The 25,128-nt window shown below is 71.0% G+C and carries 23 protein-coding genes; 18 read left to right on the top strand and 5 right to left on the bottom strand.

The genetic code is table 11. The features are described 5' to 3' along the window. Positions 1–114: 114 nt before the first annotated feature. Positions 115–465, top strand: a complete 351-nt coding sequence (locus IEZ13_RS46750; RefSeq protein WP_183222051.1) for a helix-turn-helix domain-containing protein — start codon at positions 115–117, stop codon at positions 463–465. Here IEZ13_RS46750 and IEZ13_RS24525 read toward each other — a convergent pair. The 3 genes from IEZ13_RS24525 to IEZ13_RS24535 are packed head-to-tail and all read right to left on the bottom strand — an operon-like array spanning position 455 to position 3,152. Then, a complete protein-coding gene (locus tag IEZ13_RS24525) occupies positions 455–1,309 on the bottom strand; it encodes a L,D-transpeptidase (RefSeq protein WP_221245609.1) in 855 nt (284 codons plus the stop codon). The genes IEZ13_RS46750 and IEZ13_RS24525 overlap by 11 nt on opposite strands. A gap of 41 nt (positions 1,310–1,350) precedes the next feature. Then, complete coding sequence (locus IEZ13_RS24530) at positions 1,351–2,499, bottom strand: sensor histidine kinase (RefSeq protein WP_183222052.1); 1,149 nt, start codon at positions 2,497–2,499, stop codon at positions 1,351–1,353. Continuing rightward, the gene (locus tag IEZ13_RS24535) at positions 2,496–3,152 is read right to left on the bottom strand and encodes a response regulator transcription factor (RefSeq protein WP_183222053.1); all 657 of its coding nucleotides are present in this window, start codon (positions 3,150–3,152) and stop codon (positions 2,496–2,498) included. The genes IEZ13_RS24530 and IEZ13_RS24535 overlap by 4 nt, the downstream gene beginning before the upstream one ends. A 116-nt stretch (positions 3,153–3,268) precedes the next feature. Between IEZ13_RS24535 and IEZ13_RS24540 the strand changes: the two genes are divergently transcribed. The 5 genes from IEZ13_RS24540 to IEZ13_RS24560 all read left to right on the top strand — a co-directional run bounded on the left by IEZ13_RS24540 (position 3,269) and on the right by IEZ13_RS24560 (position 7,673). Then, positions 3,269–3,721 (top strand): hypothetical protein, encoded by a 453-nt coding sequence (locus IEZ13_RS24540; RefSeq protein ID WP_183222054.1) that lies wholly within the window; start codon positions 3,269–3,271, stop codon positions 3,719–3,721. Continuing rightward, positions 3,718–4,776, top strand: a complete 1,059-nt coding sequence (locus IEZ13_RS24545) for a peptidoglycan-binding protein (RefSeq protein WP_183222055.1) — start codon at positions 3,718–3,720, stop codon at positions 4,774–4,776. The genes IEZ13_RS24540 and IEZ13_RS24545 overlap by 4 nt, the downstream gene beginning before the upstream one ends. After that, entirely contained in the window at positions 4,773–5,441 is a 669-nt protein-coding gene (locus IEZ13_RS24550; RefSeq protein ID WP_183222056.1) for an ABC transporter ATP-binding protein, read from the top strand. Before IEZ13_RS24545 ends, IEZ13_RS24550 begins: the two co-directional genes overlap by 4 nt. A gap of 11 nt (positions 5,442–5,452) precedes the next feature. Beyond that, positions 5,453–6,628, top strand: coding sequence for an ABC transporter permease (locus IEZ13_RS24555; RefSeq protein WP_183222345.1), 1,176 nt, complete (start codon positions 5,453–5,455; stop codon positions 6,626–6,628). A 97-nt stretch (positions 6,629–6,725) separates the two neighbouring features. Further along, entirely contained in the window at positions 6,726–7,673 is a 948-nt protein-coding gene (locus tag IEZ13_RS24560) for an S-4TM family putative pore-forming effector (RefSeq protein WP_260179251.1), read from the top strand. On the opposite strand, the gene IEZ13_RS24565 is transcribed toward IEZ13_RS24560, so the two are convergent. Then, positions 7,674–8,294 (bottom strand): TetR/AcrR family transcriptional regulator, encoded by a 621-nt coding sequence (locus tag IEZ13_RS24565; RefSeq protein ID WP_183222058.1) that lies wholly within the window; start codon positions 8,292–8,294, stop codon positions 7,674–7,676. It abuts the gene before it with no gap. Positions 8,295–8,386: 92 nt separating this feature from the next. Here IEZ13_RS24565 and IEZ13_RS24570 point away from each other — a divergent pair, with 92 nt between their 5' ends. From IEZ13_RS24570 to IEZ13_RS24595, 6 genes are all read left to right on the top strand, one after another. Next, positions 8,387–9,535, top strand: a complete 1,149-nt coding sequence (locus IEZ13_RS24570; protein WP_183222059.1) for an acyl-CoA dehydrogenase family protein — start codon at positions 8,387–8,389, stop codon at positions 9,533–9,535. Positions 9,536–9,552: 17 nt separating this feature from the next. Next, positions 9,553–10,302, top strand: coding sequence for a 3-oxoacyl-ACP reductase FabG (gene fabG, locus IEZ13_RS24575; RefSeq protein ID WP_183222060.1), 750 nt, complete (start codon positions 9,553–9,555; stop codon positions 10,300–10,302). 15 nt (positions 10,303–10,317) lie between these two features. Beyond that, positions 10,318–11,475, top strand: coding sequence for an acyl-CoA dehydrogenase family protein (locus IEZ13_RS24580; RefSeq protein WP_183222061.1), 1,158 nt, complete (start codon positions 10,318–10,320; stop codon positions 11,473–11,475). A 66-nt stretch (positions 11,476–11,541) separates the two neighbouring features. Continuing rightward, positions 11,542–12,507 carry an ornithine cyclodeaminase family protein gene (locus IEZ13_RS24585; RefSeq protein ID WP_183222062.1) on the top strand — a complete coding sequence of 322 codons (966 nt, stop codon included), beginning with the start codon at positions 11,542–11,544 and terminating at the stop codon, positions 12,505–12,507. Positions 12,508–12,568: 61 nt separating this feature from the next. Continuing rightward, positions 12,569–13,177, top strand: a complete 609-nt coding sequence (locus IEZ13_RS24590; protein ID WP_183222063.1) for a CG0192-related protein — start codon at positions 12,569–12,571, stop codon at positions 13,175–13,177. Next, positions 13,174–14,025, top strand: coding sequence for a DUF4037 domain-containing protein (locus tag IEZ13_RS24595; RefSeq protein WP_183222064.1), 852 nt, complete (start codon positions 13,174–13,176; stop codon positions 14,023–14,025). Before IEZ13_RS24590 ends, IEZ13_RS24595 begins: the two co-directional genes overlap by 4 nt. Here the strand turns inward: IEZ13_RS24595 and IEZ13_RS24600 are convergent. Continuing rightward, positions 14,022–15,365 carry an FAD-dependent oxidoreductase gene (locus tag IEZ13_RS24600; RefSeq protein WP_479722565.1) on the bottom strand — a complete coding sequence of 448 codons (1,344 nt, stop codon included), beginning with the start codon at positions 15,363–15,365 and terminating at the stop codon, positions 14,022–14,024. The two genes, IEZ13_RS24595 and IEZ13_RS24600, sit on opposite strands and share 4 nt — an antisense overlap. 215 nt (positions 15,366–15,580) lie before the next feature. Between IEZ13_RS24600 and IEZ13_RS24605 the strand changes: the two genes are divergently transcribed. The 6 genes from IEZ13_RS24605 to yicI all read left to right on the top strand — a co-directional run bounded on the left by IEZ13_RS24605 (position 15,581) and on the right by yicI (position 25,113). Further along, positions 15,581–18,481, top strand: a complete 2,901-nt coding sequence (locus IEZ13_RS24605) for a glycoside hydrolase family 3 protein (protein WP_183222066.1) — start codon at positions 15,581–15,583, stop codon at positions 18,479–18,481. A 91-nt stretch (positions 18,482–18,572) separates the two neighbouring features. Continuing rightward, positions 18,573–19,589 (top strand): LacI family DNA-binding transcriptional regulator, encoded by a 1,017-nt coding sequence (locus IEZ13_RS24610; protein WP_183222067.1) that lies wholly within the window; start codon positions 18,573–18,575, stop codon positions 19,587–19,589. A 99-nt stretch (positions 19,590–19,688) separates the two neighbouring features. After that, complete coding sequence (locus IEZ13_RS24615; RefSeq protein ID WP_183222068.1) at positions 19,689–20,999, top strand: extracellular solute-binding protein; 1,311 nt, start codon at positions 19,689–19,691, stop codon at positions 20,997–20,999. A 62-nt stretch (positions 21,000–21,061) separates the two neighbouring features. Then, the gene (locus IEZ13_RS24620; RefSeq protein ID WP_183222069.1) at positions 21,062–21,961 is read left to right on the top strand and encodes a carbohydrate ABC transporter permease; all 900 of its coding nucleotides are present in this window, start codon (positions 21,062–21,064) and stop codon (positions 21,959–21,961) included. Further along, positions 21,958–22,845 carry a carbohydrate ABC transporter permease gene (locus tag IEZ13_RS24625; protein ID WP_183222070.1) on the top strand — a complete coding sequence of 296 codons (888 nt, stop codon included), beginning with the start codon at positions 21,958–21,960 and terminating at the stop codon, positions 22,843–22,845. The genes IEZ13_RS24620 and IEZ13_RS24625 overlap by 4 nt, the downstream gene beginning before the upstream one ends. Before the next feature lie 9 nt (positions 22,846–22,854). Then, a complete protein-coding gene (yicI, locus tag IEZ13_RS24630; RefSeq protein WP_183222071.1) occupies positions 22,855–25,113 on the top strand; it encodes an alpha-xylosidase in 2,259 nt (752 codons plus the stop codon). Positions 25,114–25,128 lie beyond the last annotated feature (15 nt).

Raw genomic sequence — 25,128 nt, forward strand, 5'->3', positions numbered from 1 at the left:
TCAGCGGGGGCGATGAGAACGCCTGCATCCGGGATCCGGTTGGGGCTACCGTAGCACCGCCGGGCCCGCCGGGCCATGATGGCAGCGGACGAGTCGGCGGAGGGGAGACGGGGCATGCCACTGTTGCGGCGGGTCATCGGGGCGGTGCTGCGGCGCATCCGGCTGGGTCAGGGCCGGACGTTGCGGGAGGTGGCCGGGGCGGCCGGGGTGTCGCTGCCGTACCTCTCCGAAGTGGAGCGCGGCACCAAGGAGGCGTCGTCGGAGGTGCTCGCGGCGATCTGCCGGGCGCTCGGCCTGCCGATGCCGGATCTGCTCGACGAGGTGCGCCGGGAGATGCTGCGTGAGGCGGCACCGGCTTCGCAGATGGTCACCCGGCTGGCGGTGAACCGGGGCGGCGGTGGGCCGCGGTGTTCGGTGGGACGGTGGATGCGCTGCGCCTCGGTGGCGCAGCCGGTCAGGCTGTGACCACGACCGGGGTGCCCGGGTCCAGCTGAGCGAGCAGTTTGCGCTGGACCGCGGCCGGCGTGCGGACGCAGCCGTTGGAGACGTCCTTGCCGAAGACCGAGCTGTTCGCCCACGCGTGGATGCCGGTGTGCGCCTTCTGCAGACTGGCCGCCATCTTCGCCGGCTCCTCCGGGACCGAGCCGAGCACCAGCGCGTCCAGCCCGGCGTAGACGCTGCCGGACGTGCCGGTGCGGCCCATCACGAAGGTGCGGCCGAGCGGTGTGGGGGTGGCGTCGGTGCCGATCGCCACGGTCCAGTGGGCCCGCTCGGCGCCCTCGCGCAGCCAGGTGAGGCGGCGGTCGCCGAGGTCGACGACGAGCTGGTCGCGCAGCGGCTCGGGCTGCCAGCCGGCCGCCGGCACCCAGCCGACGGTGCGGTTGGCGGCCGGGACCAGCACGGCGGCCCAGCCGTTCTGCCGGGCGACGATCGGGGCGACGACCGGCAGGCCGCTGATCCGGGGCGGCAGCCAGGCGCGGGGGCGGCCGCCGGGGGCGTCGTACAGCGCCATCCTGGTTTGCGGGCGCAGCGCCTCGGTGAGGGCGGTCACCGACTCCGGGTCGGGGTCGGTGGGCAGGCCGCGCGGGCCGTCCGCGTAGGCGATCACCGGCAGGCCGTCCGGCGGCTCGGGGGCGGCCGGCACGGTCGGCGTGGTGGCGCTCGGCACGGTGGCGGCCGATGGCGGGGCGCTGAACGTGGCACGGTCCGGCTCGTTTCCGCGGGCCAGCCCGACCGCCACGACCAGCGCGACGATCAGGGTGGCCGCCGTCAGCAGCAGGAGGTTGACGCGGGTCCGGCTGATCGGCATCCGCCCAGGGTAGCGGTGTCCCGTTAGAGGTAATTACCGCCCTATCCGCCCGCGACCGGCAGTGTGACCGTGACGACCAGGCCACCGCCGTCGCGCGGTCGGGCGGCGACCGTGCCGCCGTGCGCGTGCGCGACCGACCGGACGATCGACAGGCCCAGCCCGGAGCCCTTGGCCGAGGTGATGCGGTCCCCGTCGAGGCGGCGGAACGGCTCGAACAGGGTCGGCAGGTCGTACGGCGGCACGACCGGCCCACTGTTGCCGACCGTGATCGACGGGCCGGGGCCGCTCTCCACCCGCACCCATCCGCCGGGGCCGGTGTTGTGCCGGATGCCGTTCTCGACCAGGTTGCGGGTCATCTGTTCGAGCAGCAGTCCGTCCCCGACGGCCGGGGCCGGCCCGGCCACCACGGTGACCTTGACGTCGGCGGTGGCGGCCTCGGCGGCGGTCTGCTCGGCCACGTGCACGACCACGTCGGCCAGGTCGACCGGGGAGTGGTCGGCGAGCTCCTGTTCGGACCGGGCGAGCAGCAGCAGCCCCTCGATCAGCCGCTCGTGCCGGGAGTTGATCTTCAGTAGGTCCTCGCCGAGGCGCAGCACGTCGGGCGAGGCGGTCCGGCGGTGCATGGCCAGCTCGACCAGGGCCCGGTTCAGGGTGAGCGGGGTCCGCAGCTCGTGCGACGCGTTCGCCACGAACCGCCGCTGGGTGTCGAAGGTGTGCTCCAGCCGCTCCACCATGCTGTCGAAGGTGTCGGCCAGCTCCTTCACCTCGTCGTCCGGGCCGTGCAGGTCGATTCGCTGGTGCAGGCCGCGCTCGCTGGCCGGGGCGGCGGCGATCCGGCGGGCCGTCGCGGTGACCCGGTGCAGCGGGCTCAGCATCCGGCCGGTGAGCGCCCATGCCGACGCGAACGCGACCACCGCGACCACGACGAACGCCACCACCTCCATCTGGAGCAGCGAGCGGCTCACCTCGGCGGCCTGCGCCTCCATGAACCGGTCGGCGGCCTCACCGGTGAGGACGACGTCGTTGACGTGCAGGATCCTCTTCAGCTCCCGGTCGCCGCTCGGCGGCATCAGCGAGAGCGGCAGCTTCTGGCGGAACAGCACGTAGGTGATGCCGAGCAGCACCAACCCGGCGATCATGAAGAAGCCGAAGTAGACCAGGGTGAGCCTGAGCCGCAGGGTCGGTCTCATGGGATCCGGTACCCGACGCCGGGCAGGGTCTCGATCACTTGCGGGTCGCCCAGTTTGCGGCGCAGCTTGAGGATGGCGAGCCGGACCGCGCCGGTGAACGGGTCGGCGTTCTCGTCCCAGGCCTTTTCCAGCAGATGCTCGGCGGAGACCACCGCCCCGTCCGCGCGCAGCAGCTCGAACAGCACGGCGAACTCCTTCTTCGACAGCGAGACGTACCGGCCGTCCCGGGTGACCTCGCGGCGGGCCGGGTCCAGGGTGATGCCGGCCCGCCGCAGCACCGGTGGGCTGCCCGGCCGGGTGCGGCGGCCCAGCGCGAGCACCCGGGCGGCCAGCTCCGGCATGGCGAACGGCTTGGTCAGGTAGTCGTCGGCGCCCAGCGACAGCCCGCCCACCCGGTCGGTGACCTCGGCGGCCGCGGTCAGCATCAGGATCCGGGGCTCGGCGCCGGCCGACACCATCCGGCGGCACACCTCGTCGCCGTGCACCCGGGGCAGGTCGCGGTCCAGGATCACCACGTCGTAGTCGTTGACGTCGACGCGTTCCAGGGCGGCCGCGCCGTCGCCGGCCACGTCGACCGCGTGGGTCTCCTCCCGCAGCCACTCGGCGATCGCGTCCGCCAGCAACTGCTCGTCCTCCACCACCAGGATCCGCATGCGCCCGATGCTGCCACCCGCCGCGTTTCCGCGCTGTTGGCATTTCGGCAAACGCTCCGGAAACGGCCCGCCGCGTTGCATCGGGACCCGAGTTCCCGTTCGAAGGAGAAGAGATCATGCGGTTGGCAATCGTGGGTGTGGCGTTCGCCCTGGTGCTCGGTGGCTGCGCCGGCGGAGAGAAGCCGTCGACGGCGCCCTCTCTCGACCCGGACGCCCGCAATCTGAAGTTCGCCGAGTGTCTGCGGGAGCAGGGCCTGGACGTGCCCGACCCGGAGCCGGGCAAGGGCATGATGCTCAAGTTCGGGCCGGACAGCGACCAGCAGAAGGTGCAGGCCGCCATGGAGGCCTGCCGGGAATGGGCGCCGTCCGGGGTGACCGGCGGCGGTGCGGCCGACCCGAAGCGCGACGAGCTGATGCGCAAGCAGGCGCAGTGCATGCGCGACAACGGGGTCGAGGCGTTCCCCGACCCGGAGAACGGCCAGATCCGCATCGACGCCAGCGCCGGCGAGGACCCCGACTTCAAGGCCGCCGAGAAGGCGTGCGCGTCGATCATGCAGGGCAGCCGATGAGCGGGCGCATCCTCAAGGTCGTCGCCGGGGTGGTGGTGATCGCCTCGGCGGGGACGGCCGCGGTGCTGGTGGCCCGCCCCGAGGCGGGCGCCGGTTCCGGCACCGGGGACCGGCTTCCGCCGGCCGGCGCCACGGTCAGCCGGCAGACGTTGCGCGAGTCGGTGGAGGCCGACGGGGAGTTGGGGTACGGGCCGGCGCGCACCGCCGCGGCCCGGCGGAACGGGACCGTCACCTGGCTGCCGGACAGCGGCGCGACAGTGACCCGCGGGAAGCCGCTCTACCGCATCGACGACGATCCGGCCGTGCTGATGTACGGCACGACTCCCGCGTACCGGTCGTTGTCCCCCGGCGCGGAGGGCCGGGACGTCGCCCAGCTGGAACGCAACCTGGCCGCTCTCGGCTACGACGGCTTCACCGCCGATGACGAGTACACGGGCTCGACGGCCGGCGCGGTCGAACAGTGGCAGAAGGACAACGGCCTGCCGGAGACCGGGGTGGTCGCGCTCGGCCAGGTGGTCTTCGCCTCCGGCGCGGTCCGGGTGGATTCCCTGATCGCCGAGGTGGACCAGGCCGTCGGGCCGGGCCGGGACCTGCTCACCTGGACCCGCACCGGCAAGGTGATCACGGTACGCCTGGACGTGTCCGACGCCGGCGTGGCGAAGGTGGGCGCGGCCGCCGAGGTCACCCTGCCCGGTGGCAGGACCACGGCCGGGAGGGTCATCGAGACGGCCACCGTCATCGAGCCCGCCGAGAAGGCCGGCGACGACCCCACCACCGAGGCCGAGGTGCAGGTGACCCTCACCGACGCCGGGGTGGCCGAGGGGCTCGGGTCGGCGGCCGTGGACGTCACGTTCACCGCCGCCGAGCGCAGGGACGTGCTGACCGTGCCGGTGGCGGCGCTGCTCGCGGCGCCGGGCGGCGGCTTCCTGGTCGAGGTGGTCGACGGCGCCGCGGTACGCCGGGTGCCGGTGCGGACCGGTCTGTTCGCCGACGGCCGGGTCGAGGTCACCGGGGACGGGCTGGCCGAGGGCATGACCGTGGGGGTGCCCGGATGATCGAGCTGATCGAGGTGTCCAAGACCTACCCGGGCGGGGTGACCGCGCTGGACCGGGTGACCGCCCGCGTCGAGCCGGGTGAGCTGGTGGCCGTGGTCGGCCCGTCCGGCTCCGGCAAGTCCACCGTGCTCCACCTGATCGGCACCCTGGACCGGCCCACCTCCGGCACGGTCCGCATCGACGGCCACGACGTGGCGGGACTGTCCGACCGGCGGCTGTCGGCGCTGCGGGCCACCCGCATCGGCTTCGTCTTCCAGCAGTTCCACCTGGCGGCCGGGACCAGCGCGCTGGACAACGTCGCGGACGGTCTGCTCTACCAGGGGATCCGGCGCGCGGAACGGCGGCGCCGGGCGGCCGAGGCCCTGGACCGGGTCGGCCTCGGCCATCGGCTGCGCCACGATCCGCACGAACTGTCCGGCGGGGAGAGACAGCGGGTGGCGATCGCCCGCGCGGTCGTCGGCCGGCCGCCGCTGCTGCTGGCCGACGAGCCGACCGGGGCGCTCGACTCCCGCTCCGGGGAGGGCGTCATGGAGCTGCTCACCGAACTGAACGAGGCCGGCACCACGGTCGTGATCATCACGCACGACCGTGAGATCGCCGGATCGCTGCCCCGCCAGATCCGGATGCGTGACGGCCGGGTCCTCGCCGAGCGGGTGGCGGCGTGAGGCCGGCCCGGATGCCGTTCGCCGACGTGGTCCGGGTCGGCGGGGTGGGCCTGCGGACCCGGCCGATGCGGGCGTTCCTGTCCGCGCTGGGCATCGCCATCGGCATCGCCGCGATGGTCGCCGTGGTCGGGATCTCCTCGTCGTCCGGCGCCGAGCTCGACCGCACCCTGTCCGCGCTCGGCACCAACCTGCTGACCGTCCAGCCCGGCAACACCATCCTCGGCGAGGAGGCGGAACTGCCGCTGGAGGCGGAGCCGATGATCGAGCGGGTGGACGGGGTGGAGCGGTCGTCCGCCATCGGGCGGGTCGACGGCGCCAAGGTGTACCGGTCGGCGGAGATCCCGGAGGCGCAGACCAACGGCCTGGTGGCGTACGCGGCCCGGGAGAGCCTGCCCGGCACGGTCGGCGCGACTCTGCACGACGGGGTCTGGCTGAACGCGGCGACCGGCGGCTACCCGGCCGTCGTGCTCGGCGCGGACGCGGCCCGGCGGCTCGGCATCGGCGCGGCCGGCCCGGACACCCAGATCCTCGTCGGTGGCGTCCGGTGCACCGTGATCGGCATCCTGGATCCGGTGCCGCTCGCCGCCGAACTGGACAGCGCCGCCCTGCTCGGCTGGCCGGCCGCGATCCGGTGGCTGGACTTCGACGAGCACGCCACCACGGTGTACACCCAGTCGGTGGAGAGCCGCCTGGAAGCGGTGCGCGAACTGCTCCCGGCGACCGCGAACCCGGCCGCCCCCAACGAGGTGAGCGTGTCCCGGCCGTCCGACGCGCTGGCCGCCAAGCAGGCCACCAACCAGGCGTTCGCCGGGCTGCTGCTCGGCGTCGGGGCGGTGGCGCTGCTGGTCGGCGGGGTCGGGGTGGCCAACACGATGGTCATCTCGGTGCTGGAGCGGCGCCCGGAGATCGGCCTGCGGCGGGCGCTGGGCGCCACCCGGGGGCAGGTGCGGGTCCAGTTCCTGGCCGAGTCGCTGCTGCTGTCGGCGCTCGGCGGGGCGGGTGGCGTGCTGTTGGGGGTCACCGTGACTGTCGGTTACGCGGCGTACGAGCAGTGGCCCTGGGTGATTCCCGAGTGGGCGCTCGCCGGAGGACTGGCCGCCACGCTCGTCATCGGCGGGGTGGCAGGGCTCTACCCGGCGGTACGCGCCGCCCGGCTCTCCCCGACGGCGGCCCTCCAATCGCCTTAAACCTTACCGCCATCTGGAGATATAGAAGAACATGTCTGCTAAACGGAGCTAATCTTGGCGGTATCCGATGTGATCCTTGGCGCAGGCGGTGGCGCGCATGTCCGAGCGAAGATCTGTGGTGCGTCAGCGCCAGCTGGAGCCCACGCTCTGTCACTTGATTCGAGCGATGACGGTGTCGCACGCCCGGGTTCGTCGTCTCGCCGCGCTACGGATCGCCATCTCGGTCACGCTCGCCGCGCTCGGGCTCTGCACGGTCTTCGCCGGTTCGCTGAACTCGACGCCGTTCATCCGCTCGCTGAGCATCACGGTGACGGTGGCCGGGGCGTTCTGGGCGCTGATCTACTCGTTCGGGCTGTCGTCCTGGGCGCAGCAGGAACTGCGCCGCGCCGCACTGCTTCAGGAAGCCTTCGAGGTGCGGCTGTTCCATCTGCGGTGGAACAACGTGCTGGCCGGCGACGAGGTGCCGGCCGAGGACGTGCACAAGTTGAGCAGCCGGTTCCGTGGTTCGGAGACCTCGCTGCGGGCGTCGTACGCGATGCCGAACCTGCCGTCCCCGTTCGACGTGCTGACCCGCCAGCAGCTCAACCTCGCCTGGGGCGGCCGGGTCCGCCGCCGGTACGCCAAGGGCGTCCTGGTCGGGCTGCTCTTCTGGGCCGCGGTGGGTCTGCTCTCGGCGATGATCCGCGGCTCGACGATCACCGACTTCGTGGTTCAGTGGTGCGTCCCGTCGCTCGGCATGCTGATGCTCGGCTGGGACACGTTCCGCGAGCAGCGCGGCATCTACGAGGAGCGGCGCCGGGTGGCCCGCTGGTCCCGGTCCCGCTGCCTGCAGAGCGCGGCGGTCGCCCAGGACCCGGCGATGACCCAGGATCTGTGGCTGCTGGCCCGGCAGGTGCAGGACCAGCTCTTCCTGGCCCGGCGGCGGGCGCCCCGCGTGCCGTCGTGGTTCTTCCACCGCTACTTCGTCCAGGACAGCAGCGACTTCACGGCCGGTCTGGCCGAGACCCGCCGCGATCTGATGAACGCCGGCCTGCGCCGCTCGTGATCACCTGCCCCCGAGGCGGGCGGCGAGGCCGTCGACGAACATCAGCAGGGCGAACTCGAAGCTGTCCCGGTCGACCGCGTCGGCGTGCTCGCGCAGCCGGTGGGCGTCGCCGAGGGACGGGTAACGGTCCAGGTAGACCTGCACGTCGTCGACGAACCCGCGGGAGAAGGAGCCCATCGCCGCGCCGACGACCAGGTATTTCGTGGAGGCGCCGATCATGGTGGCCTCCCGGGGCGGCCAGCCGGCGGCGACCAGGCCGCCGTGGATGGCGTCGGCGCGGCGCAGTGAGGCGTCACGCTGGCCGGGGCCGCGGGCCAGGAACGGGACGATGTTGGGGTGCTCGGCGAGCGCCGCCCGGTAGGAGCGGGCCCAGGTGAGCAGGCCCTCCCGCCAGCCGTGGGTGAAGGCGCTGACGTCCACCTTCTCGATGATCTCGTTGGCCACGTCGTCGAGAAGCTGCTCCTTGGTGGGGTAGTGGAAGTACAGCGCGGGGGCGCTCACCCCGAGGGCGGCTGCCAGCTTGCGCATGCTCAGCCCGTCCAGCCCGTCTCGGTCGATGATCTCCAAAGCGGAGGCGCGGATGCCGGCCTGGCTCAGCAGCGGCGTCGTCGGCCGGGGCATGCGGTCCTCCCGAGGGGCTTGGTTCAACTAACGGTGTTAAGTTAGCATGGCCCGAGAAACCTGACAGTGTTCAGTAAATCCAGGGAGTCGCCGTGGATCTCAGCCTGACGGCGGAGCAGCAGCAGTTCCGTGACCTCGCCCGCGAGTGGGTCGACCGGGAGGTCGTGCCGCACGCGGCAGAGTGGGACCGCGCCGAGCAGGTCGACACGAAGATCGTCGGCAAACTCGCCGACCTGGGCTTTCTCGGCCTCGGGATCGACGAGGAGCTGGGCGGCTCGGGTGGGGACTTCCTCACCTACGCCCTCATGATGGAGGAGCTCGGGCGCGGCGACACCTCGGTGCGCGGCATCGTCTCGGTGTCGCTCGGGCTGGTCGCCAAGAGCATCCAGGCGTACGGCGTGGAAGCGCAGAAAACACGCTGGCTGCCGGCCCTGTGCTCGGGGGAGATGCTCGGCTGCTTCGGCCTCACCGAGCCGGGCACCGGCTCGGACGCCGGCTCGCTGATCACCAGGGCGGTCCGCGACGGCGACGACTGGGTGCTCTCCGGCGAGAAGATCTTCATCACCAACGGCACCTGGGCCGGAGTCGCGTTGATCTTCGCGCGCACCGGGGGGCCGGGCCCGAAGGGCATCACGGCCTTCCTGGTGCCGACGGATGAGGACGGATTCGTCCGGAGTGAGATCAAGGGCAAGCTCGGCCTGCGCGGCCAAGCGACCGCGTCGATCAGCCTCGACGGGGTCAGAGTGGGTGACGACGCCCGTCTCGGCGCCGAGGGCGACGGCTTCAAGATCGCGATGGCCGCCCTGGACAAGGGCCGGATCGCGGTGGCCTCGGGCTCGGTCGGCCTGGCCCGCGGCTGTCTCGAGGCTTCGATCGCGTACGCGAAGGACCGCACCCAGTTCGGCAAACCGATCGCCGGCTACCAGCTGGTCCAGGAGATGATCGCCGACATGGCGGTCGAGACCGACGCCGCCCGCCTGCTCGTCTGGCGCGCCGCCGACCTGGTCGACCGGGGGCTGCCGTTCCGGACCGAGGCGTCGATGGCGAAGCTGTTCGCCACCGAGAGCGCCGTCAAGGCCGCCAACCAGGCCATCCAGATCTTCGGAGGGTATGGCTACGTCGACGAGTTCCCGGTCGGCAAGGCCATGCGGGACGCCCGCGTCACCACCCTCTACGAGGGCACCAGCCAGATCCAGAAACTGCTCATCGGCCGTGCGCTGACCGGGATCAGCGCGTTCTGAGACAGGGGAATCGCCATATGAGTCGGGTAGCCATCGTCACCGGCGCCGCGCGCGGCATCGGCGCGGCCACCGCCATCCAGTTCGCCCGCGAGGGCTCCGCCGTCGCGGTGCTCGACCTCGACGAGCAGGCCTGCGCCGAGACCGTCGAGCGGATCCGCTCGTCCGGCGGCACCGCCGTCGCGTTCGGCTGCGACGTCTCCGACGAGGCCCAGGTGGACGCCGTGATCAACAAGGTCGCCGGCGAGCTGGGAGGGGTTGACGTGCTGGTCAACAATGCCGGAGTGCTCCGCGACAACCTGCTGCACAAGATGTCCGCGTCGGACTGGGACATCGTGATGAACGTGCACCTGCGCGGCGCGTTCCTGTGCAGCCGGGCGGCGCAGCGGCACATGGTCCCGAAGCGGTCCGGCAAGATCGTCAACACATCGAGCGTGTCCGCGCTCGGCAACCGGGGCCAGGCCAACTACTCGGCCGCGAAGGCCGGCATCCAGGGCCTCACCCGGACGCTGGCCATGGAGCTCGGCCCGTTCAACATCAACGTCAACGCGGTGGCGCCCGGTTTCATCGTCACCGAGATGACCGACGCCACGGCCGCTCGGGTAGGCGTCTCGGCTGCCGAAATGCGGGCGAAGGCCGCGGAGATCACGCCGCTGCGCCGGGTGGGGCGCCCGGAGGACGTGGCACGGGTGGTCGCGTTCCTGGCCAGTGACGCGGCATCCTTTGTCACCGGCCAGACGATTTACGTCGACGGCGGACGCCGTCTCTAGCAAGAAGGATCATCAATGCGTCGAACCGTCTTCAACGAGGACCACGAAGCGTTCCGGCAGACCCTGCGCGACTTCATCGAGACCGAGGTCGTGCCCCGTTACGACCAGTGGTTCGTCGACGGTCAGGTGCCGCGGGACTTCTACAAGCAGCTGGCCGAGCTCGGCCTGTTCGGCATCGAGGTGCCGGAGGAGTACGGCGGCGCCGGTATCGACAGCTTCAAGTTCGCCGCGGTCCAGACCGAGGAGACCATGCGGGCCGGGGTCTCGTTCGGTGCGGCCGGCGCACACGTCGCGCTGGGTCTGCCGTACCTGCTGGAGCTCGGCACCGAGGAGCAGAAGCGGCGCTGGCTGCCCGACTTCGTCTCCGGCGACACGATGTACGCGCTGGCCATGACCGAGCCGGGCACCGGCAGCGACCTGGCCGGCATGAGCACCACGGCTCGTCTCTCCGATGATGGATCTCACTATGTCCTCAACGGCGCGAAGACCTTCATCACCGGCGGTGTGCTCGCCGACCGGGTGATCGTCTGCGCCCGGACCTCCCCGCCCAAGCCGGACGACCGCCGCTACGGCATCACCCTGCTGAACGTCGACACCACACTGCCCGGCTACTCGGTCGGCCGCAAGCTCGACAAGCTGGGCCTGCGTACCTCCGACACCGGCGAGCTGGCGTTCGCCGACGTGAAGGTGCCGGTGGAGGACCGGCTCGGCGAGGAGGACAAGGGCTTCTACTACCTCGGCATGAACCTGCCGAAGGAGCGCCTCAGCATCGCCTACGGGGCGTACGCGCAGGCCGCGGCCGCGGTCCGGTTCGCCACCCAGTACGTGCGGGACCGCAAGGTGTTCGGGCAGGCGGTCGCCAGCTTCCAGAACACCAAGTTCGAGCTGGCCGCCTGCCAGGCCGAGGTGGACGCCGCGCAGGCCGTCGCCGACCGCGCCCTGGAGGCCCTCGACGCGGGCGAGCTGACCGCGGCCGAGGCGGCGTCGGCGAAGCTGTTCTGCACCGAGGTGGCGCACCGGGTCATCGACCGGTGTCTCCAGCTGCACGGCGGCTACGGCTTCATCAACGAATACCCGATCGCCCGCCTCTACGCCGACAACCGGGTCAACCGGATCTACGGTGGCACGTCCGAGGTGATGAAGATGATCATCGCCAAGGACATGGGCCTGTAGGAACCGGCCGTGGCGGTCACCGCTGTCTCAACGGCGAGACAGCGGTGACCGCTTAGGGTGGGCGGCATGCTCGTGCTCTCCGCCGCCGACGTGCACGCCCTGCTCACCCCCGCGGCCTGCCGGGAACTGATGCGCGAGGCACTCGTCGCGCTCGCCGGCGGTCAGGTGTTCCTGCCGTTGCGCACGGTGGTCCGCCCGCCCGCACTGGACGGGCTCATCGCCCTGATGACCACCCACCTGCACGGGCCGCGCCCGGCGTTCGGCATGAAGTCGGTCTGCGTCTTCCCCGGCAATCCGCGCGCCGGCAAGGACGCCCACCAGGGTGTGGTCACCCTCTTCGACCCGGACAGCGGCGAACCGCTCGCCGTCGTCAACGCCTCGGCCGTCACCGAGATCCGCACCGCCGCGGTGTCCGCCCTCGCCACCGACGTGCTGGCCGGACCGGACGCCCGGGTCCTCACCGTCTTCGGGACCGGCGTCCAGGCGCGCGCCCACCTGCACGCCCTCCGGCCGCTGCGTCCGTTCACCGAGATCCGCATCGTCGGCCGCACCCCGGCGGCCGCGGAACGCCTCGCCGCGGCGGAGCCCGGCGCCGTGCCGTTCACCGATCCCGCCGCCGCGGCCGCCGGCGCCGACGTCATCGTCACCGCCACCACGTCGGCCGATCCGGTGCTGTTCGCCGAGTGGGTGTCGCCGGGCGCGCACGTCAACGCGGTCGGCTCGTCGATCCCCACCGCCGCCGAGCTCGACCCGCACCTGCTCGCCGCCGCCACCCTCGTCGTCGACCGCCGGGAGTCGCTGCTCAACGAGTCGGGCGACTACCTGCGGGCGGCCGCGGCCGGGCTGATCGATCCCGGTCACGTGCACGGCGAACTCGGCGAGATCCTCACCGGCCGGGTCCCCGGCCGCACGCGCCCCGGTGAGATCACCGTCTTCAAGTCGCTGGGCCTGGCCATCGAGGACGTCATCGTGGCCCGCCACCTCTACGAACAGGCCCTCACCACCGGCCGCGGCCACCACGCCCCGTTCTGAACACCGGCGCTGCCGAGCGGCCTCGGCTTCGGATGCGCTCGCGGGGCATAGGCTGCCTGGCATGGCTCTTCTGCACAAGGCGACGATCGTTCCGTCCAAACTCGAACTCCTCGCCCGCTGGCTGCCCGGCCGGTCCTGGGGCGGTGACGGGGCGGTGACGCGGGTCGCGGCGGCCCGGTTCGACGACCCGGCCGGGCAGGTCGGCATCGAGACCATGATCATCCGGGCCGGGGAGGGTGGACTGCTGCACGTTCCGCTCACCTATCGGGGCGCGCCGCTGGCCGGAGCCGAGGCGTTCCTGATCGGCACCACCGAGCACTCGGTGCTCGGCACCCGCTGGGTCTACGACGCGGTCGGTGACCCGGTCTACGTGGCCCAGCTCGCCGAGACGATCCGGGCGGCCGGCCGGGAGGCGCCCGAGGAGGTGGAGAGCGACGGCGTGCGGGTCGCCCGCGAACCCGATCTGGCGCTGCGCGGCTCGGGCGCCGAACCGCCGGCCTTCGGCGACGTCGTCGAGGTGACCGGCGACGACCCGGTGGCCGTCCGGTCGTCGACGCACGAGCTCACCGTGGCCCGGCGGCTCGGCGCGAGCCTGCCCGGCGCCACCCTGACCGGCGCCTGGGACGGTGACGGCGCCCCCGCGGTGCTCGCCGCGCTGACCACCAGATGATCGACGATCAGATCCGGCTGCGTGGGCTCGGTGAGCGGTTCGCCGCCGGCTTTCCGGATCTTTCCGGGGTACGCGCGGTGCTGCTCACCGGCTCGGTGGCGCGCGGGCTGGCGGATCGCTGGTCGGACGTCGAGCTGATGGTGTTCTGGGACGGCGAACCCGCCGACGAGTCCCGGCGGGCGGCGGTCGCGGCCGCCGGGGGAGAGCTGACCGCCTTCCACGGCTACGACCCGGACAACGACGAGTGGTCCGAGGACGTGCTGTTCGACGGGGTGGAGGTCCAGGTCAGTCACCGTACGGTGGCCGGCGCCGAGGGCTGGGTCGCCGACGTGACCCAGCGGTTCGACCCGGACCTGACGAAACAGGACCTGATCGCCCTGATCCGGTACGGCGTGGCCCTGCACGACAGTGGTGTGGTCGCGGGCTGGCGGTCGCGTACCGAGGTGTACCCGGATGCGCTCGGGCTCGCCATGGTGCGTGCCCACCTGGAGTTCCGGTCCGCCTGGCAGCGCCGCAAGCTGCTGGCCCGCGGCGACGTGCTGCCGCTGGCCCAGGACCGGCTGGACACCGTCCGCAACGTGCTGCTGGTGCTGCTCGGGCTGAACCGGGTGTGGTTCCCGCACCTCGGCTTCAAGTGGGTGCGGGATCTCGCCGAGGGGCTGCCGCTGGCTCCGGCCGCCCTGCCGGCCCGGCTCGAGGCGGTGCTGACCGCCACCCCGGCCAGCGCGGTCCCGGCCGCCGACGCGCTGATCATGGAGACCCTGGAACTGGTCGCGAAGCACCTGCCCACGGCCGGCGCCGAGGAGGAGATCACCCACCAACTGACCCCTCGCCCGGGACCGGGCTAGCCACCCAAGGCCTGCTCAACCTTGCGGGCGGCGATCAGGATGGGATCCCAGACCGGGGCGAAAGGCGGGGCGTAGCCGAGGTCGAGGGAGGTCATCTCGGTGACGGTCATCCGATTCCAGACGGCGACCGCGAAGGCGTCGATGCGTTTGGCGGCCTCGGTCCGGCCGACGATCTGGGCGCCGAGGAGCATGCCGGTGCCGCGTTCGGCGAGCACCTTGACGGTCATCGGCACGGCGCCGGGGAAGTAGCCGGCCCGGTTGGTGGACTCGATGGTGGCGGTGACGTAGCTGTACCCGGCGGCGTCGGCCTCCCGCGACGACAGGCCGGTCCGCGCCACCTCGAGGTCGCAGATCTTGGTGATCGCGGTGCCGACGACGCCGGGGAACGTCGCGTAGCCGCCGCCGATGTTGATGCCGGCCACCCGGCCCTGCTTGTTGGCGTGCGTGCCGAGCGGCACGTGCGCGGGCCGGCCGCTGACCCGGTGCAGGACCTGGGTGCAGTCGCCGGCCGCCCAGATCCCGTCGGTGACCTGTTGCCGCAGGTCGGTGACGAGACCGCCGGTAGGGCCGAGGGGAAGGCCGGCGGCATCGGCGAGGGCGGTGTTCGGGCGCACGCCGAGGCCGAGGACGACCACGTCGGCGGGGATGGTCCCGGCGTCGGTGACCACGGCCCGGACCCGGTCGCCGTCGGTCTCCAGCGCGCTCACCGTCACCCCGGTACGCAGGTCGATGCCGAGCCCGCGCACCGCCTCGGCGACCAGCGCGCCCATGTCCGGGTCGACCGTGGACATCGGCTGCGGCGCCTTCTCCACCAGGGTCACGGTGAGCCCGCGGCGGACCAGGGCCTCGGCCATCTCGACGCCGATGTAGCCGCCGCCGACGACGACCGCTGTCGAAAGGCCGGGCGCCAGCCAGTCCCTCAGGGCGGCGCCGTCACCGAGCGTCTGCACGCCGAAGACGCCCCCGGCCGGGGTCTCGGCCCACGGTGGACGGACCGGGGTGGCGCCGGCAGCATAGACGAGCTGGTCGAACCCCTCCTCGAAGGTGCGGGAGCCGGCGCGCCCGGTGACGGTGCGTCTGTCCAGGTCGATGTCGGTGACCTCGTGCCCGGTGCGGACCTCGATCCGGTCCTGGCGGAACCTCTCGGGATCGCGGGCGATCAGCGCTTCCGGGCCGTCCACGAGGCCGCCGACCCAGTACGGGATCCCGCACGCCGAATACGATGTGTAGTCACCGCGCTCGAAGGCGAGGATCTCCAGGTCGTCCGGCCCGCGGCGGCGCCGGGCCTGGGACGCGGCGGACATGCCGGCCGCGTCGCCGCCGATGACGATGAGTCGCACGACACCCATTCTGCCTCGTGTCACCGGCCGATTTCCGCTGAAGCCGCGGGCGGCGGTTGCCCGCCACATCAGCCGGGATCTATGGTGACCTCACCGTACCCCGGAAACACCGTCGCATTCATCCGACCGCCCGTCGAAGCGCTTCGACCGATTCCTGAGAAATCGGATATCGCCGTGGACGGGTTATCAGCCGTGCCTTTTAAAAGGAGACCGCCATGCGTTTCCGACGCGGCCTTACCGCGCTCGCCGCCGCTCTGCTGGTCGTGCCACTGGCGCCGGGAGCGGCGCACGCCGACCCCGCCTATCCGTTCCGTGACCCCACTCTGCCGCTCGCCACCCGCGTCGACGACCTGGTCGGCCGGCTCACCCTGGACGAGAAGATCTCCCTGCTCCACCAGTACCAACCGGCCATCCCACGTCTCGGCATCGGACTGTTCAAGACCGGCACCGAGGCCCTGCACGGGGTCGCCTGGTCCAACGACCACCGCAACAACTCCGCCAAGATCGACGCTACGGCCACCGTGTTCCCGCAGGCCGTGGGCCTGGCCAGCACGTGGGACCCGGCGCTGATCACCCGCGTCGGCGCAGCGGTCGGCGACGAGCTGCGCGGCTTCCACGCGCAGGACCCGGTGGTCTGGGGCCTGAACGCCTGGGCGCCGGTGGTCAACCTGCTGCGCGACCCCCGCTGGGGCCGCAACGAGGAGGGCTACTCCGAGGACCCGCTGCTGTCCGGCGTGATCGCCACCGCGTACGGCGAGGGCCTCCAGGGCGACGACCCGGACCACCTCAAGGTCGCGCCCACGCTGAAGCACTACGCCGCCTACAACAACGAGACGCTGCGCGACCGCACCTCGTCGAACGTGCCGCAGCGGGTGCTCAACGAGTACGACCGGAAACCCTTCGAGATCGCGCTGCGCAACGGGGCCGCGACCGGGGCGATGGCCTCCTACAACCTGATCAACGGCCGGCCGGCGACCGTCGACCCGGACCTCGGCACACTGCTGCGTGACTGGAGTGACCAGCGGCTGTTCAACGTCAGCGACGCGTGGGCGCCGACCAACCTGACCGGTTCGCAGGCCTACTTCGTGACCCAGGCCGAGGCGAACGCGGCCACCGTGAAGGCCGGGCTGGACAGCTTCACGGTCAACGACGCGAACGGGTCGCCCACGGTCACCGCGATCAAGGAGGCGCTCGCCCAGGGCCTGCTCGCCGAGTCCGACATCGACGCCTCGGCCGGCAACGCGCTGAGCATCCGCTTCCGGCTCGGCGAGTTCGACCCGGACGGCGGGCCCTACGCCGGCATCACGCCGTCCGTGATCGACAGCCCGGCGCATCGCGCGCTCGCCCGGGAGACCGCCGGCGAGGCGTCGGTGCTGCTCAAGAACAGCGGCATCCTGCCGCTCAAGGCGGGCGGCTCGGTCGCGGTGGTCGGTCCGACGGCCGACAAACTTTACAGCGACTGGTACGGGGGACAGCTCCCGTACCGGGTCAGCGTCCTGGACGGCGTCACCGAACGCGCCTCGTCGGTGGCCACCAGCACCGGCAGCGACCGGATCGCCCTCAAGGACACCGCCACCGGCCGGTACGTCGCCGCGCTGGACGGCGCAGTGATCGGCACGTCGGCCGAGGCCGGCCCGGCCGCCCAGTTCGACAGCGTGGACTGGGGCGACGGGGTGTCCACCCTGCGCAACGTTGCCAACGGCAAGCTGGTCACCTACGCGTGGGGCCCGTTCGTGGCGAACTCCGACGAGCCCAACGGCTGGTTCGTGCAGCAACAGTTCAAGATCGAAGACCAGGGTGACGGTATGGTCGTGCTGCGCTACGCGGGCTACGAGACCCAGGAGCCGTGGTTCCCGGAGACCGACTACGTGACCGTGGGCGCGGACGGCAACCTGACCCTGGGCGCCGCCTCCGCCGCCACCAGGTTCACCAGGGAGCTGCTGGTCGACGGGGTGGCCGAGGCCGCCGCGCAGGCGAAGAAGGCGCAGACCGCGGTGGTCGTGGTCGGCACCGACCCGTTCGTGGCCGGCCGTGAGGCGCACGACCGGGTCTCCACCGACCTGGGCGCCCGCCAGGAGGCCCTGATCAAGGCGGTCCGGGCGGCCAACCCGCGGACCGTCGTGGTGCTCCAGAGCAGCTACCCGCAGACGGTCACCTGGGCGCAGCAGCACGTGCCCGGGATCCTGTGGACCACGCACGCCGGGGCGGAGACCGGGCACGCGGTCGCCGACGTGCTCTACGGCGACGTCAACCCGTCCGGCAAGCTCACCCAGACCTGGTACTCGTCGACCTCGCAGTTGCCGGACGACCTGCTCCAGTACGACATCATCGCCACCGAGCAGACCTACCTGTACAGCGACACGAAGCCGCTCTACGCGTTCGGCCATGGGTTGTCCTACACGACTTTCCGGTACGGGGTGCCGGTGGTGAAGAACGGCAAGGTCAGCCTGACCGTCACCAACGCCGGCAAGCGGGCCGGTGACGAGGTGGTCCAGCTCTACACCCACCAGCGCACCTCGCGGGACGAGACCGCGAACAAGCAGCTCCGCGGCTTCCGCAAGGTCTCGCTCGCGGCGGGGCAGTCGACGACCGTCACGTTCGACCTGAAGCCGTCCGACCTGGCCCGCTGGGACCAGACCCGGCAGCGCTGGGTGGTCGAGACCTCGGTGCACGACGTGCTGCTCGGCTCCTCGTCGAGCGACATCCGGCAGCGCGCCACGCTCGCCGTCAAGGGCGAGACCGTTCCGGCCCGCGATCTCTCCGTTCCGACCAGGGCGGAGACCTTCGACGCGTACGCCGGGATCAGGCTCCTCGACGAGAGCAAGGCGAGCGGAACGGTGGTCGGGGCCTCGGCGGCTGGCGGCTGGATCGCGTTCGAGGACGCCGCGCTGCGCGGTGGAACCACCTTCACCGCCCGCGCCTCCGGGGCCGGGACGATCGAGGTACGCCTCGGCTCGCCCACCGGCCGCCTGCTCGGCGCCGCGACGCTGGCCGACTCCGGCGGCGTCTACACGTACGCGACCGTGACGGCCACGCTGACCCGTTTCTCCGGCCGGCAGGACGTCTATCTGGTGCCCGGTCCCGGACTGCGGCTGGCGACGTTCAGCATCGACTGACGGCAGGCGGGGGTGTACCCGTCCGGGTGCGCCCCCGCTGGTCTCCTAGGATCGACGGAAGGGGAAGGCCGTGGCGACTTGGGGAGGCGCAATGCCGACGATCAACGACGTCGCCAAGGCGGCCGGGGTCTCGCCCAGCACGGTGTCGTACGTGCTGAGTGGCCGCCGCCCGATCTCGGCCGAGACCCGCGCCCGCGTGCAGGCCGCGATCGCCGAGCTCGGCTTCCACCCGCACGCCGGGGCCCGCGCTCTGGCCAGCAGCAAGACCAACGTGATCGCCCTGGTGGCGCCCCTGCGTGTGGACGTGAACGTGCCGGTCATCATGCAGTTCGCCACCGCCGTGGTGACGGCCGCCCGCTCGTACAATCACGACGTTCTGCTGCTGACCAAGGACGAGGGCACGGCCGGGGTGGAACGCGTCGCGCACAGCACCATGGTCGACGCGTTGATACTGATGGACCTGGAACGGGACGACCTGCGTATCCCGGCGCTACGTAGGCTCAAGCAGCCGTCGGTGCTGATCGGTCTGCCCGCCGACCACACCGGCATCGCCTGCGTCGACCTCGACTTCGGCGCCGCGGCCCGGGCGGCCCTGGACCATCTGGCCGGGCACGGCCACCGCAGGATCGGCCTGGTCGGCCCGTCCCCGGCGGTGTACAAGCGGCAGACGACGTACGCCGACCGCTTCCTGACCGGCTTCCTGGAGGCCTCGGTCGACCTGGGCCTGCAGACCGTGACCCACCCGTGCGAGCCGGGCGCCGAGGGCGTCCGCTCCTGCATGGCCGACCTGGACGCCGAACTGGCCGGGCTGACCGCGCTGGTGGTGCACAACGAGGAGGCGCTGCGGCCGCTGCTCGACCTGCTGCACGCCACCGGCCGCCGGGTCCCGGAGGACGTCTCCATCGTGGCGATCTGCCCGCGGGACGTGGCGACGGCGATGCCGGTCAACCTGACATCGATCGACATCCCGGCCCACGACGTCGGCACGCTCGCCGTGGAGACCGTGATGCGGCTGCTGGACGGTCGTCGCGTGGAGTACACCCGCCTGCTCGAACCGAGCCTGGTCGAGCGGGACAGCTGCCGCGAAATCTCCGCGTCACACCGTTGACATGAATGGCGCTCGTTCCCTAGCGTCTGCTCAGAGCCCATCGTCGAAGCGCTTCGACGAAATTTCGCTTCCCTGATCAGTCCCCCTGGGAGGACGGCTATGTTCCGATCACGATCCGGTCTTGCGGCCGGTGCATTGTTGCTGGCAGCGTCCCTCGGCCTCGCCGCGTGCGGTGGCGACGACGGCGGTTCGGAGGAGGGCGCCGACGCGAAGGTCCTCACCCTCTGGCACTACGAGGCGCCGGACAGCGCCATGGGCGTCGCCTGGAACAAGGCGATCGAGCTGTTCAAATCGAGCCATCCGGGCGTCGAGGTGAAGTTCGAGGAGAAGGGCTTCGAGCAGATCCAGCAGAACGCCCAGATGATCCTCAACTCCGACAGCGCGCCCGACGTCATGGAGTACAACAAGGGCAACGCGACCGCCGGCCTGCTCTCCAAGCAGGGCCTGCTCACCGACATCTCGGACGAGTTCACCAAGCGCGGCTGGGACTCCAAGCTGAGTGCCAGCCTCCAGACCACGGCGAAGTACGACGAAGACGGCATCATGGGCAGCGGCAAGGTCTTCGGTGTGCCCAACTACGGCGAGTTCGTCACCGTCTACTACAACAAGAAGATGTTCGACCAGTACAAACTGGCCGTTCCCACCACCCTGGACGAGTTCACCAAGGTCATGGACACGTTCCTGGCGAACAAGGTGACCCCGCTGGCCGTCGGTGGCGCCGAGTACCCGGCCCAGCAGATCTTCTACGAGCTCGCGCTGGCGAAGTCCGACCGGGCCTTCGTGGACGACTACCAGCTCTACAAGAACAAGGTCGACTTCAAGGGCCCGCAGCTCACCTACGGCGCGCAGACCTTCACCGACTGGGTGTCCAAGGGCTACATCGGCAAGGACTCGGCCGGCATCAAGGCCGAGGACATGAGCGTCTCCTTCACGCAGGGAAAGTTCCCGATCCTGATCTCCGGCTCCTGGTGGTACGGCCGGTTCGCCAGCAACATCAAGGACTTCGAGTGGGGCACCTTCCTCTTCCCGGGTAACACCCTGCACCCGGGCTCCAGCGGCAACCTGTGGGTGGTGCCGGAGAAGAGCAAGGCCAAGGCGCTCGCGTACGACTTCATCGACATCACCATGTCGCCCGAGGTCCAGGCGCTGCTCGGCAACAGCGGCGGTGTCCCGGTCGCGGCCGACCCGGCGCAGATCACCGACCCGAAGAACAAGGAGCTCGTCGAGACCTTCAACAAGATCTCGACCAGCGACGGGCTCGCCTTCTACCCGGACTGGCCGGCCCCCGGCTACTACGACGTGCTGGTCGCCGGTGTGCAGGGCCTGATCAACGGCTCGAAGACCCCGGACGCCTTCCTCGACGAGATCGCCAAGCCGTACCACGAGAACCTCGCCGACCTCGGCAAGTGACCTTGCGTCAAGGCGCGGCGTGGGCGGCCGACACCGCCCGCGCCGCGGAAAGGGGGCCCGGCATGGCCGGTAGCGTTACCAAGAGCCGCGGATACGCGGTCTACCTGATTCCCGGTGTGCTGGCCTCGCTGGGCGTGATCGTCGTGCCGCTGGTGATGACGGTCTACTACAGCTTCACGAAATGGACCGGCGTCGGCGACCCCCGGTGGGTCGGCCTCGAGAACTACAGCCGGCTCGTCGAGGACACCCTGTTCTGGCAGTCGTTCGGCAACATCGCCCTGCTCGTGATCGCGATGGCGGTGGTGCCGACGCTGCTCGGGCTGGTGCTGGCCGCGGTGCTGTTCGACTACGTCGCCAAGCACTTCGGCGACCGGTGGGCCGGTCTGTTCCGGTCCGGCTACTACCTGCCGCAGGTGCTGCCGGTCGCGGTCACCGGCATCGTCTGGACCTGGATCCTGCATCCCGGCTACGGCGCGCTCAACCAGATCCTCGACGCGGTGGGCCTGGAGGGCCTGGCGAAGAACTGGCTCGGCGACGAGGACTACGCGCTCTACAGCGTGATGGCGGTGATGATCTGGTTCCAGCTCGGCTACCCGATCGTCATGTTCATGTCCGGGCTCTCCCGGATCGACCCGTCGCTCTACGAGGCAGCGGACCTGGACGGCGCGACCTGGTGGCAGCGGTTCCGCAAGATCACGGTGCACATGATCCGGCCCGAGTTGTACGTCGTGCTGGTGACCACCACGATCGCGGCTCTCAAGATCTTCGCGCAGGTGTTCGTGCTCACCAAGGGCGGTCCGGCCAACAGCACCATGGTGCCGTCGTACTTCGCCTACGAGAACTACTTCGAGAAGGCCCGGGTCGGCTACGGCTCGGCGATCTCCACGGTCCTGACCGTGCTGATCGTGATCCTCGCCTTCCTGTTCCTGCGACTCCAGCACCGGTCGGAGGAGCTGCGATGACCCTTGCCACGGCGAAAGCTCCCACCCGTACCCCCGAGGTCGGAAGCTCTGAAGCTCTTGAACACCGCAACCCGGTTCGATTCTTCGTCCTGGCCGCGCTGCTGGTGCTGCTCCTTCTGATGGTCGGGCCGATGCTCGCGGTCGCGGTCAACGCGTTCAAGAGCCCGGCCGACTACGCCGCCAACGGTCCGCTGTCCATCCCGGCGGACGTCTACTGGGACGGCATCGTCGACTTCTGGAACCGGGTGGACTTCGGCCGGAAGCTCTGGAACAGCTTCGTCACGGCGCTGGCCGTGTCGGTGTTCGGCGTCGTCCTGTCGATCCTCAACGCGTACGCGCTGGGCATCGGCCGGGTGCGGGGCCGGGTCTGGTTCCTGGTGTTCTTCCTGGTCGCCAACCTGCTGCCGCAGGAGGTGCTCGTCTACCCGCTGTACCACATCGCCAAGGAGGCCGACCTCTACGACAGCCTGATCGCGATCGTCATCATCTTCACGGTCATCCAGAGCGCCTTCGGCACCTACCTGCTCACCTCGGTCTACGCCGAGTTCCCCCGGGAACTGCTGGACGCCGCCGCCGTCGACGGCGCCGGGAAGTGGCGGACCCTGTGGCGGGTGGTGGTCCCGGTCAGCGGGCCGACCCTCGCGGTCCTGTTCACCTTCTTCTTCATCTGGACCTGGAACGAGTTCTTCCTGCCGCTGATCTTCCTGGTGTCCAACGACAACCAGACCGTTCCGGTGGCCCTCGGCGTCCTCCAGGGTGACCGCATGATGGACGCCACCACGACGAGCGCCTCGGCCCTGATCGGCATCCTCCCGGCGATCCTCTTCTTCCTGATCTTCCAGCGGACCCTCACGCGCGGCATCGCCGCCGGCGCCATCAAGTAAAGGATCTTCATGAAGTTCACCGATGGCTATTGGCGCAAGCGTGGCGGGCTGACCGTCCTGCACCCGGCCCATCTCCAGGACACGGCGACCGCGCCGGACTCGCTGACCGTCTGGGCGGCGACCCGGCCGATCCATCACCGCGGTGACACGCTGAACTCCGCCCTCATCACCGTCAACTGCACCGCGCCCGCCCCCGACGTCATCCGGGTGACGGTGTCGCACTTCGCGGGAGAGCGTTCCCGAACCCCAAATTTCACTATTGATGAGGTGGCGGGGGATGTGTCGGTGGATCGGCTGTCGCTCACCTCGGGCGCGCTGACCGCACGGTTCTCCGACGGCGACAACTGGGGACTCGACTTCCTGGCCGACGGGCGGCGGCTCACCGGCAGCGGCTGGAAGGGCATGGGCGTCGTCTCCGGCCCCGACGGCGACTACATCCACGAGCAGCTGGACCTCGGTGTGGGGCACGTCGTCTACGGCCTCGGCGAGCGGTTCGGGCCGTTGATCAAGAACGGCCAGACCGTCGACATCTGGCAGGAGGACGGCGGCACCAGCAGCGAGCAGGCGTACAAGAACGTCCCGTTCTACCTCACCAACGGCGGGTACGGCGTCCTCGTCGACCACCCCGGCAAGGTGTCCTTCGAGGTCGCCTCCGAGATGGTCACCCGCACCCAGTTCAGCGTCGCCGGGCAGAGCCTGTCCTACCTGGTCATCTACGGCCCCACCCCGGCCGACATCATCCGCAAGTACACGGCGCTGACCGGCCGGCCCGCGCTGCCGCCGGCCTGGTCCTTCGGCCTCTGGCTGACCACCTCGTTCACCACCGACTACGACGAGGAGACGGTCAACAAGTTCGTCGGCGGGATGGCCGACCGGGACCTGCCGCTGTCGGTCTTCCACTTCGACTGCTTCTGGATGCGCGAGTTCAACTGGTGCGACTTCGAGTGGGACCCGCGGGTCTTCCCCGACCCGCCGGGCATGCTCAAGCGCCTCGCCGACCGGGGCCTCAAGACCTGCCTGTGGATCAACCCGTACATCGCCCAGCGGTCGCCGCTGTTCGCCGAGGGCGCCTCTCGCGGATACCTGGTGCGCCGGCCGAACGGTGACGTCTTCCAGTGCGACCTGTGGCAGGCCGGGATGGGCCTGGTCGACTTCACCAAACCCGAGGCCCGCGAGTGGTACGCCGGGAAGCTGCGCGGCCTCGTCGAGATGGGCGTGGACGCCTTCAAGTCGGACTTCGGCGAGCGGGTGCCCACCGACGTGGTGTGGCACGACGGGTCCGACCCGGAGCGGATGCACAACTACTACACGCAGCTCTACAACGAGGTCGTCTTCGAGGTGCTGCGCTCGGCTCGCGGAGAGGGCGAGGCGGTGCTGTTCGCCCGCTCGGCCACCGTCGGCGGGCAGCAGTTCCCGGTCCACTGGGGTGGCGACAACTCCAGCACGTACGAGTCGATGGCGGAGAGCCTGCGCGGCGGCCTGTCGCTCATGTCGTCCGGCTTCGGGTTCTGGAGCCACGACATCGGCGGCTTCGAGGGCATGCCGGACCCGGCCGTGTTCAAGCGGTGGGTCGCGTTCGGTCTGCTGTCGTCGCACAGCCGGCTCCACGGCAGCTCCTCCTACCGGGTGCCGTGGCTCTTCGACGAGGAATCGGTGGACGTGCTGCGGCACTTCACCCACCTCAAGTACCGGCTCATGCCGTACATCTACGGCGCCGCCCGGGAAGCGCACCTGACCGGCCTGCCGGTGATGCGCCCGATGCCTGTCGCGTTCCCCGCCGACCCGGCCGCCACCTACCTGGACCGGCAGTACATGCTGGGCGCGGACCTGCTGGTCGCGCCGGTCTTCTCGGCCGGGGGAGAGGTGTCCTACTACGTCCCCGAGGGCAGGTGGACCCGCTACGTCCCGTCGACCGGCAACGCCGACGTGGTCGAGGGCCCCCGCTGGGTGCGCGAGATCCACGGTTTCGACAGCGCGCCGCTGCTGGTCCGCCCGGGCGCGGTCATCCCGGTTGGCGCCCGCAGGGACCGCCCCGACTACGACTACCGCGACGGCGTGACGCTGCGGCTCTTCGAGCCGGCCGAGGGCCGCACCGCGGTGGTGGTCCCCGGCCCGGCCGGCGCCGACACGGTCTTCACGGTCTCCCGGTCCGGCCCGGAGATCGTCGTGGGGCGGATGGGCGACGCCCTCCCCTGGCAGGTCCAGCTCGGCGACCAGGTCACCTCCCTGGCCGCCGACGAGGACAGCTGCACCCTCACCCTGGGCTGACAGCGCGTCCCCATG

Source organism: Actinoplanes campanulatus (genome assembly GCF_014647795.1).
GTDB classification, from domain to species: domain Bacteria; phylum Actinomycetota; class Actinomycetes; order Mycobacteriales; family Micromonosporaceae; genus Actinoplanes; species Actinoplanes campanulatus.

Excerpts from the sequence above, each read along its gene's own strand:
- IEZ13_RS46750 (WP_183222051.1), top strand. The coding sequence starts at position 115 with ATGCCACTGTTGCGGCGGGTCATCGGGGCGGTGCTGCGGCGCATCCGG.
- IEZ13_RS24525 (WP_221245609.1), bottom strand. The coding sequence starts at position 1,309 with ATGCCGATCAGCCGGACCCGCGTCAACCTCCTGCTGCTGACGGCGGCC.
- IEZ13_RS24530 (WP_183222052.1), bottom strand. The coding sequence starts at position 2,499 with ATGAGACCGACCCTGCGGCTCAGGCTCACCCTGGTCTACTTCGGCTTC.
- IEZ13_RS24535 (WP_183222053.1), bottom strand. The coding sequence starts at position 3,152 with ATGCGGATCCTGGTGGTGGAGGACGAGCAGTTGCTGGCGGACGCGATC.
- IEZ13_RS24540 (WP_183222054.1), top strand. The coding sequence starts at position 3,269 with ATGCGGTTGGCAATCGTGGGTGTGGCGTTCGCCCTGGTGCTCGGTGGC.
- IEZ13_RS24545 (WP_183222055.1), top strand. The coding sequence starts at position 3,718 with ATGAGCGGGCGCATCCTCAAGGTCGTCGCCGGGGTGGTGGTGATCGCC.
- IEZ13_RS24550 (WP_183222056.1), top strand. The coding sequence starts at position 4,773 with ATGATCGAGCTGATCGAGGTGTCCAAGACCTACCCGGGCGGGGTGACC.
- IEZ13_RS24555 (WP_183222345.1), top strand. The coding sequence starts at position 5,453 with ATGCCGTTCGCCGACGTGGTCCGGGTCGGCGGGGTGGGCCTGCGGACC.
- IEZ13_RS24560 (WP_260179251.1), top strand. The coding sequence starts at position 6,726 with ATGTCCGAGCGAAGATCTGTGGTGCGTCAGCGCCAGCTGGAGCCCACG.
- IEZ13_RS24565 (WP_183222058.1), bottom strand. The coding sequence starts at position 8,294 with ATGCCCCGGCCGACGACGCCGCTGCTGAGCCAGGCCGGCATCCGCGCC.
- fabG (WP_183222060.1), top strand. The coding sequence starts at position 9,553 with ATGAGTCGGGTAGCCATCGTCACCGGCGCCGCGCGCGGCATCGGCGCG.
- IEZ13_RS24580 (WP_183222061.1), top strand. The coding sequence starts at position 10,318 with ATGCGTCGAACCGTCTTCAACGAGGACCACGAAGCGTTCCGGCAGACC.
- IEZ13_RS24585 (WP_183222062.1), top strand. The coding sequence starts at position 11,542 with ATGCTCGTGCTCTCCGCCGCCGACGTGCACGCCCTGCTCACCCCCGCG.
- IEZ13_RS24590 (WP_183222063.1), top strand. The coding sequence starts at position 12,569 with ATGGCTCTTCTGCACAAGGCGACGATCGTTCCGTCCAAACTCGAACTC.
- IEZ13_RS24595 (WP_183222064.1), top strand. The coding sequence starts at position 13,174 with ATGATCGACGATCAGATCCGGCTGCGTGGGCTCGGTGAGCGGTTCGCC.
- IEZ13_RS24605 (WP_183222066.1), top strand. The coding sequence starts at position 15,581 with ATGCGTTTCCGACGCGGCCTTACCGCGCTCGCCGCCGCTCTGCTGGTC.
- IEZ13_RS24610 (WP_183222067.1), top strand. The coding sequence starts at position 18,573 with ATGCCGACGATCAACGACGTCGCCAAGGCGGCCGGGGTCTCGCCCAGC.
- IEZ13_RS24615 (WP_183222068.1), top strand. The coding sequence starts at position 19,689 with ATGTTCCGATCACGATCCGGTCTTGCGGCCGGTGCATTGTTGCTGGCA.
- IEZ13_RS24620 (WP_183222069.1), top strand. The coding sequence starts at position 21,062 with ATGGCCGGTAGCGTTACCAAGAGCCGCGGATACGCGGTCTACCTGATT.
- IEZ13_RS24625 (WP_183222070.1), top strand. The coding sequence starts at position 21,958 with ATGACCCTTGCCACGGCGAAAGCTCCCACCCGTACCCCCGAGGTCGGA.
- yicI (WP_183222071.1), top strand. The coding sequence starts at position 22,855 with ATGAAGTTCACCGATGGCTATTGGCGCAAGCGTGGCGGGCTGACCGTC.